This window comes from Janthinobacterium sp. PSRC1-1, from assembly GCF_049897525.1.
GTDB classification, from domain to species: Bacteria; Pseudomonadota; Gammaproteobacteria; order Burkholderiales; family Burkholderiaceae_D; genus Janthinobacterium; species Janthinobacterium tructae.
Window position 1 is genome coordinate 129,255 of sequence record NZ_JAFCWK010000010.1, and the last position, 16,469, is coordinate 145,723.

The 16,469-nt window shown below is 59.8% G+C and carries 10 protein-coding genes and 1 pseudogene; 5 read left to right on the forward strand and 6 right to left on the reverse strand.

Features of this window, described 5'->3' with window-relative positions; genetic code table 11:
- Positions 1-70: 70 nt before the first annotated feature.
- Together ACP7DW_RS20995 and ACP7DW_RS21000 are read right to left on the reverse strand one after the other, a co-directional pair.
- A complete protein-coding gene (locus tag ACP7DW_RS20995) occupies positions 71-988 on the reverse strand; it encodes a prolyl oligopeptidase family serine peptidase (protein ID WP_426085229.1) in 918 nt (305 codons plus the stop codon).
- Positions 965-2,432 (reverse strand): annotated as a pseudogene (locus ACP7DW_RS21000) (hypothetical protein); the annotation flags it as partial. The pseudogene ACP7DW_RS21000 and the gene ACP7DW_RS20995, both read right to left, overlap by 24 nt.
- Between ACP7DW_RS21000 and dinB the strand changes: the two are divergent.
- Positions 2,368-3,549 (forward strand): DNA polymerase IV, encoded by a 1,182-nt coding sequence (gene dinB, locus ACP7DW_RS21005; protein ID WP_426056453.1) that lies wholly within the window; start codon positions 2,368-2,370, stop codon positions 3,547-3,549. The pseudogene ACP7DW_RS21000 and the gene dinB overlap by 65 nt on opposite strands.
- A 116-nt stretch (positions 3,550-3,665) precedes the next feature.
- On the forward strand, positions 3,666-4,562 hold the full coding sequence (locus tag ACP7DW_RS21010; RefSeq protein WP_071075042.1) for a recombination-associated protein RdgC: 897 nt from the start codon (positions 3,666-3,668) through the stop codon (positions 4,560-4,562).
- Positions 4,563-4,703: 141 nt separating this feature from the next.
- Here ACP7DW_RS21010 and ACP7DW_RS21015 read toward each other — a convergent pair whose 3' ends face one another.
- Positions 4,704-7,436, reverse strand: a complete 2,733-nt coding sequence (locus ACP7DW_RS21015; RefSeq protein WP_426056452.1) for a TonB-dependent receptor — start codon at positions 7,434-7,436, stop codon at positions 4,704-4,706.
- A 520-nt stretch (positions 7,437-7,956) separates the two neighbouring features.
- On the reverse strand, positions 7,957-8,442 hold the full coding sequence (locus ACP7DW_RS21020; RefSeq protein WP_034754431.1) for an asparaginase domain-containing protein: 486 nt from the start codon (positions 8,440-8,442) through the stop codon (positions 7,957-7,959).
- A gap of 162 nt (positions 8,443-8,604) precedes the next feature.
- On the opposite strand from ACP7DW_RS21020, the gene ACP7DW_RS21025 reads away from it, so the two are divergent.
- Positions 8,605-9,378, forward strand: a complete 774-nt coding sequence (locus tag ACP7DW_RS21025; protein ID WP_426056451.1) for an L-asparaginase — start codon at positions 8,605-8,607, stop codon at positions 9,376-9,378.
- On the opposite strand, the gene ACP7DW_RS21030 is transcribed toward ACP7DW_RS21025, so the two are convergent.
- Positions 9,366-10,379: a D-2-hydroxyacid dehydrogenase family protein gene (locus ACP7DW_RS21030; protein WP_426056450.1), complete on the reverse strand. Its 1,014-nt coding sequence runs from the start codon at positions 10,377-10,379 to the stop codon at positions 9,366-9,368. The two genes, ACP7DW_RS21025 and ACP7DW_RS21030, sit on opposite strands and share 13 nt — an antisense overlap.
- Positions 10,380-10,710: 331 nt before the next feature.
- Between ACP7DW_RS21030 and ACP7DW_RS21035 the strand changes: the two genes are divergently transcribed.
- Both ACP7DW_RS21035 and ACP7DW_RS21040 read left to right on the forward strand, forming a co-directional pair.
- Positions 10,711-12,582 (forward strand): phosphoenolpyruvate carboxykinase (GTP), encoded by a 1,872-nt coding sequence (locus ACP7DW_RS21035; protein ID WP_426056449.1) that lies wholly within the window; start codon positions 10,711-10,713, stop codon positions 12,580-12,582.
- A 184-nt stretch (positions 12,583-12,766) separates the two neighbouring features.
- The gene (locus ACP7DW_RS21040) at positions 12,767-13,288 is read left to right on the forward strand and encodes a hypothetical protein (RefSeq protein ID WP_426056448.1); all 522 of its coding nucleotides are present in this window, start codon (positions 12,767-12,769) and stop codon (positions 13,286-13,288) included.
- A 70-nt stretch (positions 13,289-13,358) separates the two neighbouring features.
- Here ACP7DW_RS21040 and uvrA read toward each other — a convergent pair whose 3' ends face one another.
- Positions 13,359-16,208, reverse strand: coding sequence for an excinuclease ABC subunit UvrA (uvrA, locus tag ACP7DW_RS21045; protein WP_426056447.1), 2,850 nt, complete (start codon positions 16,206-16,208; stop codon positions 13,359-13,361).
- Between the last annotated feature and the right edge of the window lie 261 nt (positions 16,209-16,469).

Genomic DNA, 16,469 nt, shown 5'->3' on the forward strand with positions numbered 1-16,469 from the left:
TTTGTCACCACGTCTGGAAGAGGCGCTATTATAGGATGGCTAAAATCCTTCTGCAAGCGCTTTTTTCACATTATTCCGTGATATTCCATTGGGAGAGCATCCACGCCATATTGAACGCATTCTCGGCGATGGCGTTGTAGCGGCCGGAAGCGCCGCCGTGGCCGGCGCCCATATTCGTTTTCAGCAGCAATGGATTGCTGTCCGTTTTATGCGCGCGCAGCTTGGCCACATACTTGGCCGGTTCCCAGTACATGACCTGGCTGTCGTTCAGGCCCGTCGTCACCAGCATGGCAGGATAATTCTTGCGCGCAATGTTGTCGTAAGGCGAGTAGCTGAGCATGTAGTCGTAGGCCGCCTTCTGGTTCGGGTCGCCCCATTCCAGGTATTCGCCCGTCGTCAGCGGCAGGCTGGCGTCCATCATGGTGTTCATCACGTCGACGAACGGCACGGCCGCGTGCACGGCGTGGAACAGCTCGGGGCGCATGTTGACGACGGCGCCCATCAGCAAGCCGCCGGCGCTGCCGCCCTGGATGATCAGGCGGTTCGGGCTGGTCCATTTTTCGCCCACCAGATAGTCGGCGCTGTCGATGAAGTCATTGAAGGTGTTTTTCTTCTTCATCAGCATGCCGTCTTCATGCCACGCTTCGCCCATGTCCGTGCCGCCGCGGATATGCGCCTGCGCATAGATGACGCCCCGCTCCAGCAGGCTGATGCGGCTGATGGCAAAACTCGCTTCCGTGGAAATGCCATACGAGCCGTACGAGTACAGCAGCAGCGGCGCGGAACCGTCGAGCTTTACGCCTTTCTTGTAGACGATCCACAACGGCACTTGCACGCCATCGCGCGCCGTCACCCACAATCGCTGCGTGGTGTAGCGGCTGCCATCGAAGCCGCCGACGATTTCCTGCTGCTTGAGCACCGTGCGCTTGCCGTCTTGCATGCTGACGTCGATGACGGTGGGCGGCGTGACGGGCGACTGGTAGGACATGCGAAATTGCGTGGCGGAAAACTCCGGCGTGCCGGCCGCCGTGGCCAGGTAGACGGGGTCGTCGAACTGCACCGTCTTCCACTTCTTGTGCGTGAAATCAAGGATGCGCGCGCGGTTCAGGGCACGCGCCTTTTCCATCACCACCAGGTAGCCCTGAAAGACGTCGATGGACTGGATCACGGCATCCTTGTTGTGCGGCACGACGGGTTTCCAGTGTTTCGGCTGCGGCGCAGACAATGGCGCGCTGACGACGCGGAAATTCTTTGCGTCCTTGTTGGTCAGGATATACAGCTGGCCGTCGCGGTGCTCGATGCCGTAGCGGTGGCCTTTTTCGCGTTTCAGCACGCTCTGGAAATGGCCTTGCGGCTGGTTCGTTGGCAACAGCAGCACTTCGCTGGTATCCGTGCTGCGCGCGGTGAGCACAAAGTAGCGATGGTCGCGCGTGCGGCTCACGCCGATGGCGAACTGTTCCACCGGCTCGTGATAGACCTGCTGCGGCGTGCCGCCCAGGGCCAGGCGGAACAAGCGGTCCGAACGCTTGGTGGTGGCGTCTTCCTGGGCCAGCATCAGGGTGGCGTTGTCCGCCGCCCAGGCCAGCGACGTGACGCGCGGCATGGTGTCGCCCAGCAACTTGCCCGTTTTCAAATCCTTGACATGCAGTTCGTACTGGCGGAAACCCGTCGTGTCGGTGGTGTAGGCCAGCAATTGCTCATTCGGGCTGATGGCAAACGCGCGCACGGCAAAGAATTTGTGGCCTTCGGCCAATTGATTCTGGTCCAGCAGGATTTCCTCAGCTGCCTGCGCATCGTAGGCGCCATGTGCGCCGACAGGGCGGCGGCAGTGCAGCGGGTATTGGTTTGCCCGCTTCCGTGCGCGTGTAATAGTAAAAGTTACCCTGGCGCGCAGGCACGGACAGGTCCACTTCCTGCATGCGGCCCTTGATTTCCGCCGTCAGCTTGTCGGCCAGCGGCTGGATCGGGGCCGTGACGGCCGCCGTGTAGGCGTTTTCCGCATTCAGATAGTCGATCACGGCAGGATCGGTCTTCTTTTGCAGCCAGCGGTAGTCGTCCGTGACGAGCGTGCCGTGGCGCGTTTCCTGCCAGGCTGTCTTGGCGGCCACGGGGGCGGTGGCGGCGTCGGCGGCCAGCGCGGATGGCGCCAGGGTGGACAACAGCAGGGCCGGCAAGATGGATAACCAGGCGGACCGGCGGCGCGCAGCGTGATGGGTAATGGACAAGGCGACTCCTTTGAATAGTTGTGTCAGGATTGTAATCTTGCCATTGAGAAAAGCAACTGCGGTGCGTGTGCGTTTCAACTTGCATCCACAGGCATTTCCAGCGATACTGTATATAACTACAGTATCCTGCCGCGAGGTGTCCTTGACCACATCTGCCTCCCCACTTCCCGAGCCACCCGCCCGCCGCTGGATAGCCCATCTGGACATGGATGCCTTCTTTGCCTCCGTGGAACTGCTGAAATATCCCGAATTGCGCGGCGAAGCCGTCGTCATCGGCGGCGGGCGCCTGCAGCAACCGGTGCTGCAGGAAGATGGCACGCGGCAGTTTGCGCGCATGCGCGACTACGTGGGGCGCGGCGTCGTCACCACATCGACCTACGCGGCGCGCAAGTTTGGCGTGTTTTCCGCCATGGGCATCATGAAGGCGGCCAAACTGGCGCCCGACAGCATCCTGCTGCCCGCCGACTTCGAGGCTTACCGCGAGTATTCGGCCCGCTTCAAGCAAGCCGTGGCCCAGCTGTGCCCCATCATCCAGAACGTCGGCATCGATGAAATCTATGTCGACCTCACCGAATACGGCGAGCAGGCGCCGGCCATGGCGGCGCGCCTGAAGGCGGCCGTGTTCGAGGCGACGGGCCTGTCGTGCTCGGTCGGCCTGGCGCCCAACAAATTGCTGGCAAAAATCTGTTCCGACCTGGAAAAGCCCGACGGACTCACCATCTTGTCGCCCGAGGATGTCGAAACGCGCGTCTGGCCCTTGCCGGCAAAAAAGATCAATGGCATCGGCCCGAAGGCCACGGCCAAGCTGGAAGCGCTGGGTGTCAATACCATCGGCGAGCTGGCGCGCGCCGATCTGACCATGCTGCGCACGCAGTTCGGCGACCTGTACACGGGCTGGCTGCGCCAAGCGGCGCTGGGCATCGATGAGCGTCCCGTGCAGACGAGCCGGGAAACCAAGTCCGTCAGCCGCGAAACGACGTTCGAGCGCGATTTGCAGGTGGTGCGCGACCGCGCCACCCTGTCGGAAAAGCTGGAAAGCCTGTGCACGCGCGTGGCGGGCGACCTGGACAAACAATCGCTGGCGGGGCGCACGGTGGGCATCAAGCTGCGCTTCGAGGATTTCAGCACCGTCACGCGCGACATCACCTTGCCCAGCGCCACGGCGGACGCCGCCGCCATCCTGCGCGCCAGCCGCGATTGCTTGCGGCGCGTGCCATTTGAAAAGAAAATCCGCCTGCTGGGCGTGCGCATCTCGACCTTGTCCGATCCGGCCGTGGTGACGCGGCAGGTACCGGCCCAGGCGGAGCTGTTTCCCAGACGCTAGCGGCGTTTCCTGCAAGATACATACCGCGCCGGACCGCGCTTTTGACGGCATTTTCACGTCGAAAGTGTAGAATGGCGTTCCCCTGGCACTACTGAAACAAACGGAAGACAAAAACTATGTGGTTCAAGAATCTTCAGATTTACCGCCTGCCCGCACCATGGGCTTACACGCCAGAACAACTGGAAGAGGCCTTGTCCTCGAACAAATTTACGCCGGCGACCAGCATGGATCTGATGCGCCAGGGCTGGGATACGCCACGCCCGAACGGCGGCCTGGTGCACGTGGTCAACAAGCAAATGCTGATCTTGCTGGGCACGGAAAAGAAACTGTTGCCAGCGACCGTCATCAACCAGGTGGCCAAGGCCCGCGCTGCCGAGATGGAAGAAGCGCAAGGCTTCGCGCCCGGTAAAAAGGCCATGAAAGAATTGAAGGAACGCGTGGCCGACGAGCTGCTGCCGCGCGCCTTCAGCATCCGCAGCAATGTCTGGACGTGGATCGACCCCGTCAATGGCTGGCTGGTGGTCGATGCCGCCAGCCCGGCAAAAGCCGATGAAGTCATCAAGCTGTTGCTCAAAGCCGTGGACAAACTGCCACTGGAAAGCTTGCGCGTGCAGCGCTCGCCCGTGGCGGTGATGACGGAATGGCTGCAGGCCGACGATGCGCCTGCCGGCTTCACGGTCGACATGGACACGGAATTGCGCGCCACGGGCGAAAGCAAGGCCACCGTGCGCTACGTGCGCCACACGCTGGAAGCGGACGACGTGCGCCGCCACATCGCGGCCGGCAAGCAGTGCACGCGCCTGGCCATGACGTGGAACGACAAGATTTCGTTCGTGCTGACGGAGTCCCTGGCCATCAAGAGCGTCAAGCCGCTGGACGTGATCAAGGAAACGGAATCGAGCACGAAGAACGACGACGAGCGTTTCGACGGCGACCTGATGCTGATGACGGGCGAGCTCGCCAAGCTGATGGCCGACGTGGTCGAAGCATTGGGCGGTGAAGCAACTGCATAAAAGCAGTTGTGCAGGTACGGAAAAGGAGCTGACGCTCCTTTTTTTTTCGTCTCTCGCTTGGCATGGCGATCTTTGGACGAAAAAAAGGGCCTTGCGTTAGCAAGGCCCTTGGTCGGCTCAGCCTAGGTTGACGAGGTCAACTTAGAACTTGTACTGGGCCGTGAAGTAGAACGAACGCATCATTGGATCGGCATAGCGTGGATCGTAACCAACTTGGTGACCACGCGAGCTGCGCAGCGACAGTGGCGGTTCACGGTCGAACAGGTTTTTGATACCCGCGCGCAAGGTCACCGCTTTGCTGTAAGCATAGCGGCCCTGGAAGTCAACCGTCGTGTACGAAGGCACGTGCAGGCGGATTTTTTCCGTTGCACTGGTGGCCAGGTTGACCACTTCGGCCGAAGCGTCGGTGTAGCCATTACGGTAGCTCACGACAACCGTGTTGGTCAGTTTGCCCGATTCCAGGCTCATGTTGAGCTTCATCAGGTTACGGAACGTCACGGCATCGGAAATGCCGTAGTAGTTCATGTTGTTGGTCCACTGATCCTTGGTGCCTGGTACGGTGTAGTCGGCCTTGAGCATATGGGTGCCGCTCAGGTTAGCCGTGAAGTTACCGATATCAAACTTCTTACGTGCCGTCATGTCCCAGTCGATACCGCGGTTATGCGTCTGGCCGATGTTCATCGACAGCGATTTGAACGCAAAGTACGGCTTGTTTGTCGTCGGTTCGACGTAAATGCCGAACAGGTCGCGGTACATGCCTGGGTTGTTGAACGCTTGCGCTTCACTTACGGCCGAAACCGCGTCGGTAATTTTCACGTCCCACAGATCGGCGCCGAACGAGAATGCCGAGCTAGGTTCGATACGGAAACCGACGGTGAACTGTTTCGATTTTTCCGGCTTCAGGTTTTCGTTACCACCAGCCATTTTATTGTATTGGCTGTTCGGGGCACGGCACAGCGCATCGCCTGGGAATGGGCAATTCCAGTTAGCACCGGTAAAGCCGTTGTTGACCAGAGGCTGACCAATGCTCAGCATGTCCGGGGCCTTGAAGCCCGTGCCGTAGGAGCCGCGCAGCAACAGTTGCTGCACTGGCTGCCAGCGTGCCGTGACCTTGTAGGTATTGGCATTGGCATCTTTGCCGATGGTCTTGTTGATGACGCCATTGTCGATCGCCGATACGGAGTCATAGCGGCCAGCCAGGCTGACTTCCACCGTTTTGGTAATCGGCGCCAGCAATTCGGCGAAGACGCCGTAGGTTGAACGGCTCAGGTCGTAACGTGGCGAGGTGTTGAAGCCGTAGATGGTGCTGGTGTTTGCACCTGCGTCCGGCGTCTGGCCGTAGTTGTACTCGCGGTAGTCGGCGCCGATACCGATGTTGGCTTTGCCGCCTGGCAAGGTGAACAGTTCGCGGGAACCGTGCGCATCAATGCCGCGCATGGTGGTCGATGCCGTGCGGATCGAGCCGTTGAATTGCGAATTGTTGATCAGCGCTTGCATTTGCGGCGTTGGTGTGCCTGCCGGCAGGAACGGGTCGAATGCCGGATTCTTCAGCAGGGCCTTCATATCGGCCGTTTTCGCATAGCCACCGATATAGTGTTCATTGATGGCATTTTGCGACCAGGTCAGGCCCGCATCGATGTTCCACGCGCCAATTTCGCCTTCGACGCCGACGACGAAGTGCTTCGTCTCGGTAATGGTGTTGGTGGTGCGATTGCCCCAGTCGCTCATGCGGTAGTTGGCCGTGACGGAAGTAACGTTGTCGTTTTGTTCTTTCGTCAAGTAGCGCTGGACGTAATTCTTGTATTGATCGCTGTTCAGCCCAATCGGAATTTGCACGGGATTGGCCGAGATGCGCGCGGTCAGGTCGTAGCGCGAGTAGGCGACTTCGGCAAACGCGTTCAGCGAATCGTTGAGTTTGTAGCTGGCGCGGGTAAACAGGCTGTCGCGCTTCGATTCCGGCACGATTTCAACCGTCGAACCGCCATCGAAACCGCAAGCCTGCTGATTGGCTGCCAGTGGGGCATTGGTCACGGCGCCACAATTGTTATTCTTCGCCAGATATGGATTGAAGAGGTAGTCGGACTTGTCTTTGACGGACACGGTGGCGTTGGCAGGCGCCGTACCCGTGGCGGTCTTGTCGTAGACGTATTGTTTGCCGTTAAAGCTCACTGGAATACGCGACGAACGGGCGAATGTACGGTCGGTAGCGCGCAAGTTCGATTGCTCGTCATGGCGGTACGACAGCAAGACGTTGAAACGGTCTTCGTCGATGTCGCCGAAGCCATAGGTCACGTTGGTGTTCCAGGCGTTGCCGCCCTTGTCTTCCGGACCGCCGTAGGTGGCTTCCAGGGAGCCGCCTTGCTGGTTCTTCTTCAGAATGAAGTTAATCACGCCGGCGATGGCGTCCGAGCCGTACAGGGCCGAGGCGCCGTCGGTCAGCACTTCGACGCGTTCAACGGCGCTCATCGGAATGGCGTTCAGGTTGACGGAAGTGCCCGAGCCTTGTGGCGCGATGCGGCGGCCGTTCAGCAGGACCAGGGTGTAGTCTTCGCCGATATCGTGGATCGATGCGCTGGTGCGGCCACCGGAGTTGGTGCCTGCCGCGGCGGCGCCGACGGTAAAGCCTTGCATGGCGGGCAGGGCCTGGAGCAGGTCGGCAACCGTGGTGGCGCCCGTCTTGGCGATTGCTTCTTGCGTCAGGCGCTGCACTGGCAGTGCGCCTTCGACGGCGATACGCTTGATGCTCGAACCGGTAATTTCAACTTTTTGAATTGCTTCGTCCGCCATGGATTGGCCAGAGAACAAGACGCTACCTGCCAGGACGGTCAGGGCCAGGCGTACGCTGCGCACGCCAATTTTTTCTTTAAATGCCATTGTAACAATTACTCCGTAGTAGTTTTAATAACGACAAGCGGTACACGAGCACCGTTCAAGCCATCGGATAGATGACCAGGGTGCTCGTGTACGGTAGGCGGAACCACGTCGGTGGGAGGTGGAAGACTACTTAGCGCAATATTGTTATAAATGCACTTATGACTTGTCGAGGCGAACATTATGTCGTCTCAGCAAGAAAAAATGCACCTCAACCGTGTCGGATTTGGCAATAAATTATAGATACAGAAGAATATTTAAGCCAATTGTTAAATCACAGTTTTATATTTATTAATATCGGTGTTTTTATAAATGATAGATGGTGTTTTTTTACAACATAAAATTATTGTATTGGCAATTTGATGTTTTACCTATAATAATTCGATGAAATCTGTTGTATTGCTGAATTTATGAAAAGTGAAAAACGTAAAAAAAGCCCGTTGAAAACGGGCTTGTTAAATTGTGACAGGATCTCAGTCAGACCGTTTTTCAGTCTGCTTTTTGTATCCTGCCTGGCATCGGCTTACAAGGGCTGGAACACGCCGGCGGCGCGGTTCTTTTGCACATTGTCCCAGGCGAAGATCTGGCCATTCATGGCCACGTACACGCCGGCTGGCAAGGTTTGCGCCACGCCGCAGGCAAAGCCCAGGTTGAACAGGGCATCGGAGTTGTCGATTTCGTAGGGAATCATGGCGCCCGTCAAAATCACCGTTTGCTGCAGGTTCGCCGCGCCCAGCACTTGCGCCGTCTCGCGCATGGTGTCGGTGCCGTGGATGATGACGATGGCTTTTTCGTGCGCCGCGCGGCACGAGGCCAGCACGCGCTGGCGGTCCGCATCCTGCATGTCGAGCGAGTCGAGCAGTGGCAGTTGCTCCAGCGCCACCGGCGCCGTCATGCGCGCGCGGGCAATCGCTGCCGGCAAATGACTGTCGGAAAAGCCCAGGGTACCGTTCAATTCGTTGTAGTGTTTGTCGAAAGTGCCGCCGGTGGCGAGTATGCGCAAAGTCATGATGTGGTCACGATGTCAGTGGAGAATGACGCGCATGATAGCGTGGATTGTGTGCCTTGCGTGAATGGCGGGTCCGTTGCGGGCCGTTGCGGATCGCATCTGGAAAATTTGGCCATCTGTGAGTACACTGGTTTCTTTGTTTGCCTGCCACCCTGACTCCGTATGAAAGCGCTCGCTCCCGGCACCGTCATTTTTCACCGCCACCGCGGCTATGGCGTCATCACGTCCGTCAATTTGCTCACGGGCTGGATCGCCGCCCGTTTCGGCAGCGAAGCGCGCACCCTGGACCTGAACCTGTCGACCGACGACGTGCAGTTTGCCGATGGCGAAGCGATCCTGTTTCGCCGCGCGCCGCCCGACCGCATGCCGCATGCGCGTCTGATGGCCATGGTGTGCGAGCTGCACCAGGCCGGCTATCAAAAACTGTATCTGTATTCCTGGCCCAAGCCGTCCGGCCTGCATTGGCGCTGGCATTTGTTTACGGGGCCGCGCGACTGGATGCAGCGGCCCTGGCGCGAAGGCTGGTACGGTTCGGGCGCCGATTACAACGTCAACCCCGTGATGGGCTGGGGCGATACGCCTGGCGCCACCACCGGCGAGCTGATCGATGCCCTGGCCCGTTTCGATCCGCAAGGCCTGGCGCAGGCGCTGGGGCGCGACGATGACCATAGCGCGTGGTTTGGCCGCGTTTGCGACGCCTTGTTGCCCAATTACATGTACAGCCTGGACATGCAGCGCACCCCGGGCGAGCCCTTGCAGGACATGCCGCCCGTGCCGGTCGTGGCCGTGCGCGCCGGCGTGGCGCCGTATGCCGGGCCGGACATCGCCTGGCCACCCGGCTGGGCCGGCCTGTGGCGCGGCCGGCACGCGCTGCCCGCGCCCGCCATCCGCATCACGGGCGAGCCGGACCTCCTCAAGGGGTTTCAGCGCTCCTGAGGCGCTTGCCGCGCATGCGCCAGCACCTCGGGATTGAGCAGGCGCGTGCATTGACCCTGCGTAAAATCGACGACGTTTTGCAAGGCGTAGCGGAAGTACAGTTCATAGCTGTCACGCTCGACGTAGCCCAGGTGTGGCGTGGCCAGCACGTTCGGCAGCAGCAGCAATGGCGCGCCTGGCGGCAAGGGCTCATCCGTAAACACGTCCAGCGCGGCCGCGCCCGGGCGCCCCTGCTGCAGCGCCGCTTCCAGCGCACCCTCGGCCACCAGTTCGGCGCGGCTGGTGTTGACGAACAGCGAGTTTGGCTTCATGCGCGCCAGGTCGTCGCTTGTTACCAGGCCGCGCGTCGTCTCGGACAGGCGCAGGTGCAGGCTCAATACGTCGGCTTGTTCAAAGAAGGCTTCCCGTGACGTGGCCGCCGTATCGCCGGCCGCCACGGCCGCCGCGCGGCTCGCTTCGCTGCCCCACACGAGAATGGTCATGCCGAAGGCGCGGCCATAGCCGGCGATCAATTGTCCGATCTTGCCGTAGCCCCAGATCGCCAGGGTGCGCCCTTTCAAGACCGTGCCGAGCGTGTTGCGCGCCGGCTCGATGGAGGACGTTTGCCACAGCCCTTCCTGTAAATGTTGCGCGTACGGAACGATCTTGCGCTGCGCCGCCATGATCAGCGCCCACGTCAGTTCGGCCGGCGCCGTGGGCGAGCCGACACCTTCCGCGATGGCGATGCCCAGCTCCGTGGCGGCCGCCACGTCGATGTGGCCGCTGACTTTGCCCGTTTGCGACATCAGTTTCAGGTTCGGCAGTTTCGACAGCAAGGCGCGGTTGAAACTGCTGCGTTCGCGGATCAGCACCAGCGCGTCGAACGGCGCCAGGCGGATGGCCAGCTGGCCCAGTCCCCGCGCCGTATTGCTGAACACTTTGACCTCGTGGCCATCGAGCAATGGGAAGCAATCGAGGCCGCGCACGGCATCCTGGTAATCATCGAGTATGGCAATTTTCATGGTGGATGGCCGATTTTAGTGAGGATTTGGTAGGGAAATAACAGGATACGGGAAATGCTGAATAGCCTACTACATTAGTCAAGCTATTCTCCTACATTTTTGCGAGAATAGCTGATTGGCGGGTGTACAATCGCCGGCACTTTTGAAGCTTCCTGAGTATAGTTATAGCGCAAACTGTTCCCGCAGCCTGGGTGCATGATCCAGGTAAACGACAACACCAGAGCCCTGCCCGCGTGAAGACGCCGCCCGCAGTGAGCCGCAGCCACCTCTCAACGATGCTGCCTGTCTTGCCGGAATGACCAGAATTTCTTTTATTGGTATTGGAGGTAATATGAATCAGCCCGTCATGGGTGGCGTCGCCGCACTCAACGTCCCAGCTTATATTAAACAACAGAAACTGATCAACTGGGTGGCCGACATTGCCGCGCTGACCAAGCCGGAACGTATTTACTGGTGCGATGGTTCGCAGGAAGAGTACGAGCGCCTGTGTGCCGACATGGTTGCCAGCGGCACCATGAAAAAACTGAATGCCGAAAAGCGCCCGAATTCCTATCTGGCCTGCTCGGACCCGAGCGACGTGGCCCGCGTCGAAGACCGCACGTATATCTGCTCGGCAACGAAAGAAGCGGCCGGACCGACGAATAACTGGACCGAGCCTGGCGAAATGCGCCACACCCTGAACGGCCTGTTCGACGGCTGCATGCGCGGCCGTACCATGTACGTCGTGCCCTTCTCGATGGGTCCGCTGGGCTCGCCCATCGCGCACATCGGCGTGGAACTGTCCGATTCGCCGTATGTCGCCGTCAACATGAAGGTCATGACCCGCATGGGCCGCGCCGTGTACGACGTGCTGGGCACCGATGGCGAATTCGTGCCGTGCGTGCACAGCGTGGGCGCGCCGCTGGCTGCCGGCCAGCAAGACGTGAAATGGCCGTGCAACAGCACCAAATACATCGTGCATTTCCCGGAAACGCGTGAAATCTGGTCTTTCGGCTCCGGCTACGGCGGCAACGCCTTGCTGGGCAAGAAATGCTTCGCCCTGCGCATCGCCTCGAACATGGGCTACCAGGAAGCGCAAGCGTCCGACAACAACCCGGGCTGGCTGGCCGAACACATGCTGATCCTCGGTGTGGAATCGCCGGAAGGCAAGAAGCATTACGTCGCGGCAGCGTTCCCATCGGCTTGCGGCAAGACCAACTTCGCCATGCTGATCCCGCCGGCAAGTTTTAATGGCTGGAAAGTGACCACCATCGGCGACGATATCGCCTGGATCAAACCCGGTGCCGATGGCCGCCTGTACGCGATCAACCCGGAAGCCGGTTACTTCGGCGTGGCGCCGGGCACCAACGAAAAAACCAATTACAACTGCATGGCGTCCATGCGCGACAACACGATCTTCACCAACGTGGCGCTGACGGACGACGGCGACGTCTGGTGGGAAGGCTTGACGAAAGAAGCGCCAAGCCACCTGATCGACTGGCAGGGCAAGGACTGGACGCCAGCGTCCGGCACCAAGGCGGCGCACCCGAACGCGCGCTTCACTGTTGCTGCCACGCAAAATCCGGTGATCGACGCGGCCTGGGACGATCCGGCCGGCGTGCCGATCTCGGCCTTCATCTTCGGCGGCCGCCGCTCGACCACCGTGCCGCTGGTGACCGAAGCGCGCAACTGGGTCGAAGGCGTCTACATGGCTGCCACCATGGGTTCCGAAACGACGGCCGCCGCCGTGGGCCAGATGGGCGTCGTGCGCCGCGATCCATTTGCCATGTTGCCATTTATCGGCTATAACATGAGCGATTACTTCCAGCATTGGCTAGACATGGGCGTCAAGGTGGGTAAAGTGAACCCGGCGGCCCTGCCGAAGATCTACTGCGTCAACTGGTTCCGCACGGACGAGGCAGGCAAGTTCGTCTGGCCTGGCTTTGGCGACAATATGCGCGTGCTCAAATGGATGCTCGAACGTATCGAAGGCACGGCGGGCGGCGTGGAAAACCTGTTCGGCACGACGCCGCAGTATGGCGACCTGAACTGGGATGGCTTGCCATTCACGCAAGAACAGTTCGACACCATCACGTCGATCGACAAGGCGGCGTGGCGGGACGAATTGAAATTGCATACGGAACTGTTTGAAAAACTCGCGTATCATCTGCCGCAAGAATTGACAGATCACAAGGCTGCGCTGGAAAAGCGTTTGGCTGAGTAAGCGTTAGTAGTGGGGGAGAAACACGCCGGCAAAGACTGGCGTGCGATAAATGACACGCCGGCAATGACTGGGGTGCTAGCAAAAAGAGAAACGGCGCGGATTGCATGAGCAATCCGCGCCGTTTTTTATTGCCGCTATAATAATTGTCCTGTGAAAATTATTTGCTGTCATGCCTGCTCAAAACATGCAAAAAACGATCATCATCCTTGGCACCGTGGCCGCCTGCCTGCTCGGTAGCAGCGCCCATGCCGAGCACGGCCAGGATTGCGAGCGTATCGAGTATGCCCGGCAGTACGGCGTCACGCTGGAAGCGGAGCTGAAGAGCAATGTCGAGCGCATGCGCGAGCAGCAGGCGCGCTATCACAAGACGCTCGATGGCATGCTTGCAGACATGCAGCAAGGCGGTGTCTGGTCCGATGAGGACGCCGGCCGTTTCTTCCAGACCGTGTGGACGGATGCGGAGGGCAAGGCGGTCGACACGCAGAGCCAGAAGGCTGGCGAGCGCTACAAAGTCCAGGCGATGGCGGCGCAAGCCTGGAATGGCCAACGCGGCCAGTCGCCGGAAATGCTGCGGGGCATGTGCCTGCTTGGGCCGCGCCTGCTGGAAGATGGCGTGGCGTTGCACGATGCGCTTGAGCGCTCCTGGGCCTACTTGCAGACGAAACTGGAACGCGTTGCCAAAGCCAACAAGGTGAGCAAGCCCTGACGTTTGCGCGGCAACAAAAAATGGCGCGCATTGTCTGGACAATCCGCGCCATTTTTTCAAGTGCTGCAGCTTATTGCTTCAACAGCGGCCCCAGGTATTTACCCGTCACACTGGCCGGGTTCAGCGCCACGTCTTCCGGCGTGCCCGTGGCGATGATCTGCCCGCCGCCAGCGCCGCCTTCCGGGCCCAGGTCGACCAGCCAGTCGGCCGTCTTGATGACGTCCAGGTTGTGCTCGATGATCACCAAAGTGTTACCCTGGTCGCGCAGGCGGTGGATGACTTTCAACAACAGGTCGATGTCGTGGAAGTGCAAGCCCGTCGTCGGTTCATCGAGGATGTACAGGGTGCGGCCCGTATCGCGCTTGGACAACTCGAGCGACAGTTTGACGCGTTGCGCCTCGCCGCCGGACAGGGTGGTGGCGCTCTGGCCCAGCTTGATGTAGCCGAGGCCCACGTCGAGCAGGGTTTGCAGCTTGCGCGCGATCAAGGGCACGGGCTTGAAGAACTCATGCGCCTCTTCCACCGTCATGCCCAGCACTTCCGTGATGTTCTTGCCCTTGTAGTGCACTTCCAGCGTTTCGCGGTTGTAGCGCTTGCCGTGACACACGTCGCACGGCACGTAGACGTCGGGCAAGAAATGCATCTCGACCTTGATCACGCCATCGCCCTGGCACGCTTCACAGCGGCCGCCCTTGACGTTGAACGAGAAGCGGCCCGCGCTGTAGCCGCGTTCCTTGGCGGTCGGCACGGTGGCGAACAGATCGCGGATCGGCGTAAACAAGCCCGTGTAGGTGGCGGGGTTCGAGCGCGGCGTGCGGCCGATCGGCGCCTGGTCGACGGAAATGACTTTGTCGAAGTGTTCCAGGCCGCTGATCGATTCGTGCGGTGCCGGTTCCGTCTGCGAACCGTACAGATGGCGCGACAGCGCCGGATACAGGGTATCGTTGACCAGCGACGATTTGCCCGAGCCGGAGACGCCCGTCACGCACGTCATCAAGCCTACCGGCAAGCTGAGCGACACTTTTTTCAGGTTGTTGCCCGTCGCGCCAGTAATGACCAATTGCTTTTCCGGATTGCTGACATGGCGCTTGTTTGGTACGGCGATTTTCAGCTTGCCGTTCAGGTATTGCGCCGTCAGCGATTTCTTGTTTTTGAGAATGTCTTGCAGGGTGCCTTCGGCGATGATTTCGCCGCCGTGCACGCCCGCGCCGATGCCCATGTCGACGATGTAGTCGGCCGTGCGGATGGCGTCTTCATCGTGCTCAACCACCAGCACGCTGTTACCGATGTCGCGCAAGTGTTTCAGCGTTTCGATCAGGCGGTCATTATCGCGCTGGTGCAAGCCGATCGACGGTTCGTCGAGCACATACATGACGCCCGTCAAACCGGAGCCAATTTGCGACGCGAGGCGGATGCGCTGTGCCTCTCCGCCGGAGAGCGTGTCGGCGCTGCGGTCCAGCGACAGGTAGTCGAGGCCCACATTGTTGAGGAACTTCAGACGCGAAATGATTTCTTTCACGACGCGGTCGGCGATTTCCTTCTTGGCGCCCGTCAGTTTCAGTTTTTCAAAGAATTCCAGCGTCTCGCGCAGCGGTTTTGCCGCCACTTCATAGATGGCGCGCTGCTGCTTGCCGGTGCCGACCTTGACGAAGCGCGCTTCCACGCGCAGGCGCGCGCCATCGCAGGACGGACAGCATTTTTCATTGATGAACTTGGCCAGTTCTTCCTTGACGGCCATCGAATCCGTCTCGCGGTAGCGGCGCTGCAAATTGTTGACCACGCCTTCAAACGTGTGTTCCTTGATGACGGTGCGGCCCCGTTCATTGACATAGGTAAACGGAATCACTTGCTTGCCGGAACCGTACAGTACGGCTTGCTGGGCATTCAGTGCCAGCTGCTCGAACGGCATGTCCAGGTCGAACTCGTAATACGCGGCCAGGTTCGACAGCATCTGGAAGTAAAACTGGTTGCGGCGGTCCCAGCCCTTGACGGCGCCCGACGCCAGCGACAGGTTCGGGAACGCGACGATGCGTTTCGGGTCAAAGAATTCAATGTGGCCCAGGCCATCGCATTCGGGGCAGGCGCCCATGGGGTTGTTGAACGAAAACAGACGCGGTTCCAGTTCCTGCAGGGAATAGCCACACACATTGCAGGCGAACTTGTTGGAGTACACATGTTCTTGCGCGGTATCCATTTCGTAGGCAATCGCGCGGCCATCGGCCAGGCGCAGGGCTGTCTCGAAACTTTCCGCCAGGCGCTGCTTGATTTCCTGGTTTACCTTGACCCGGTCGATGACGACGTCGATCGTATGTTTTTCCGTCTTCTTCAATTTCGGCAGGTCATCGACTTCATAGATCTTGGCCGCATGCGTGCCGCTCTGTACGCGAAAGCGCACGAAGCCCTGCGCCTGCATCTGTTCGAACAGGTCGACATGCTCGCCCTTGCGGTTCGCGACGACGGGCGCGAGTATCATCAGCTTGGTGTCTTCCGGCATGGCCAGCACGGCATCGACCATTTGCGACACGGACTGGGCGGCCAGCGCGTTTTCAGGGTGGTCGGGGCAGTAGGGCGTGCCGACACGCGCGTACAGCAGGCGCAAATAATCGTGGATTTCCGTCACGGTGCCCACCGTCGAGCGCGGGTTGTGCGACGTTGCCTTCTGTTCGATGGAGATGGCGGGCGATAAGCCCTCGATCAGGTCGACGTCCGGCTTTTCCATCAATTGCAGGAACTGGCGCGCATACGCCGACAGCGATTCGACATAGCGGCGCTGGCCCTCCGCGTACAGGGTGTCGAAGGCCAGCGAAGACTTGCCGGAGCCGGACAGGCCGGTAATCACGATCAGCTTATTGCGCGGCAAATCGAGATTGATATTCTTGAGGTTATGCGTGCGAGCGCCGCGAATGCGGATCTGTTCCATGTGATTGCCTTGCTTTCAGTGAGTGGTGCGGCCGGCGCATTGTGCCTGGGTGCGGATGAGGAGCCACAACGGGTCAACCTGTAACTATAGCCGGGTTTTGCTCTGCATGCCTGAGGCGTCCATGGGCGGATTGCGCCGCCGGGCGAACGTGCCCCGACAAAGTTTGATACAGATGCGTGCAGATGGCTGAACACTGTATATAATACCAGTATTCAATCTTGCTGTTTTTCTCGCAGCAGAAAAAATTTAGACCGTGCAACG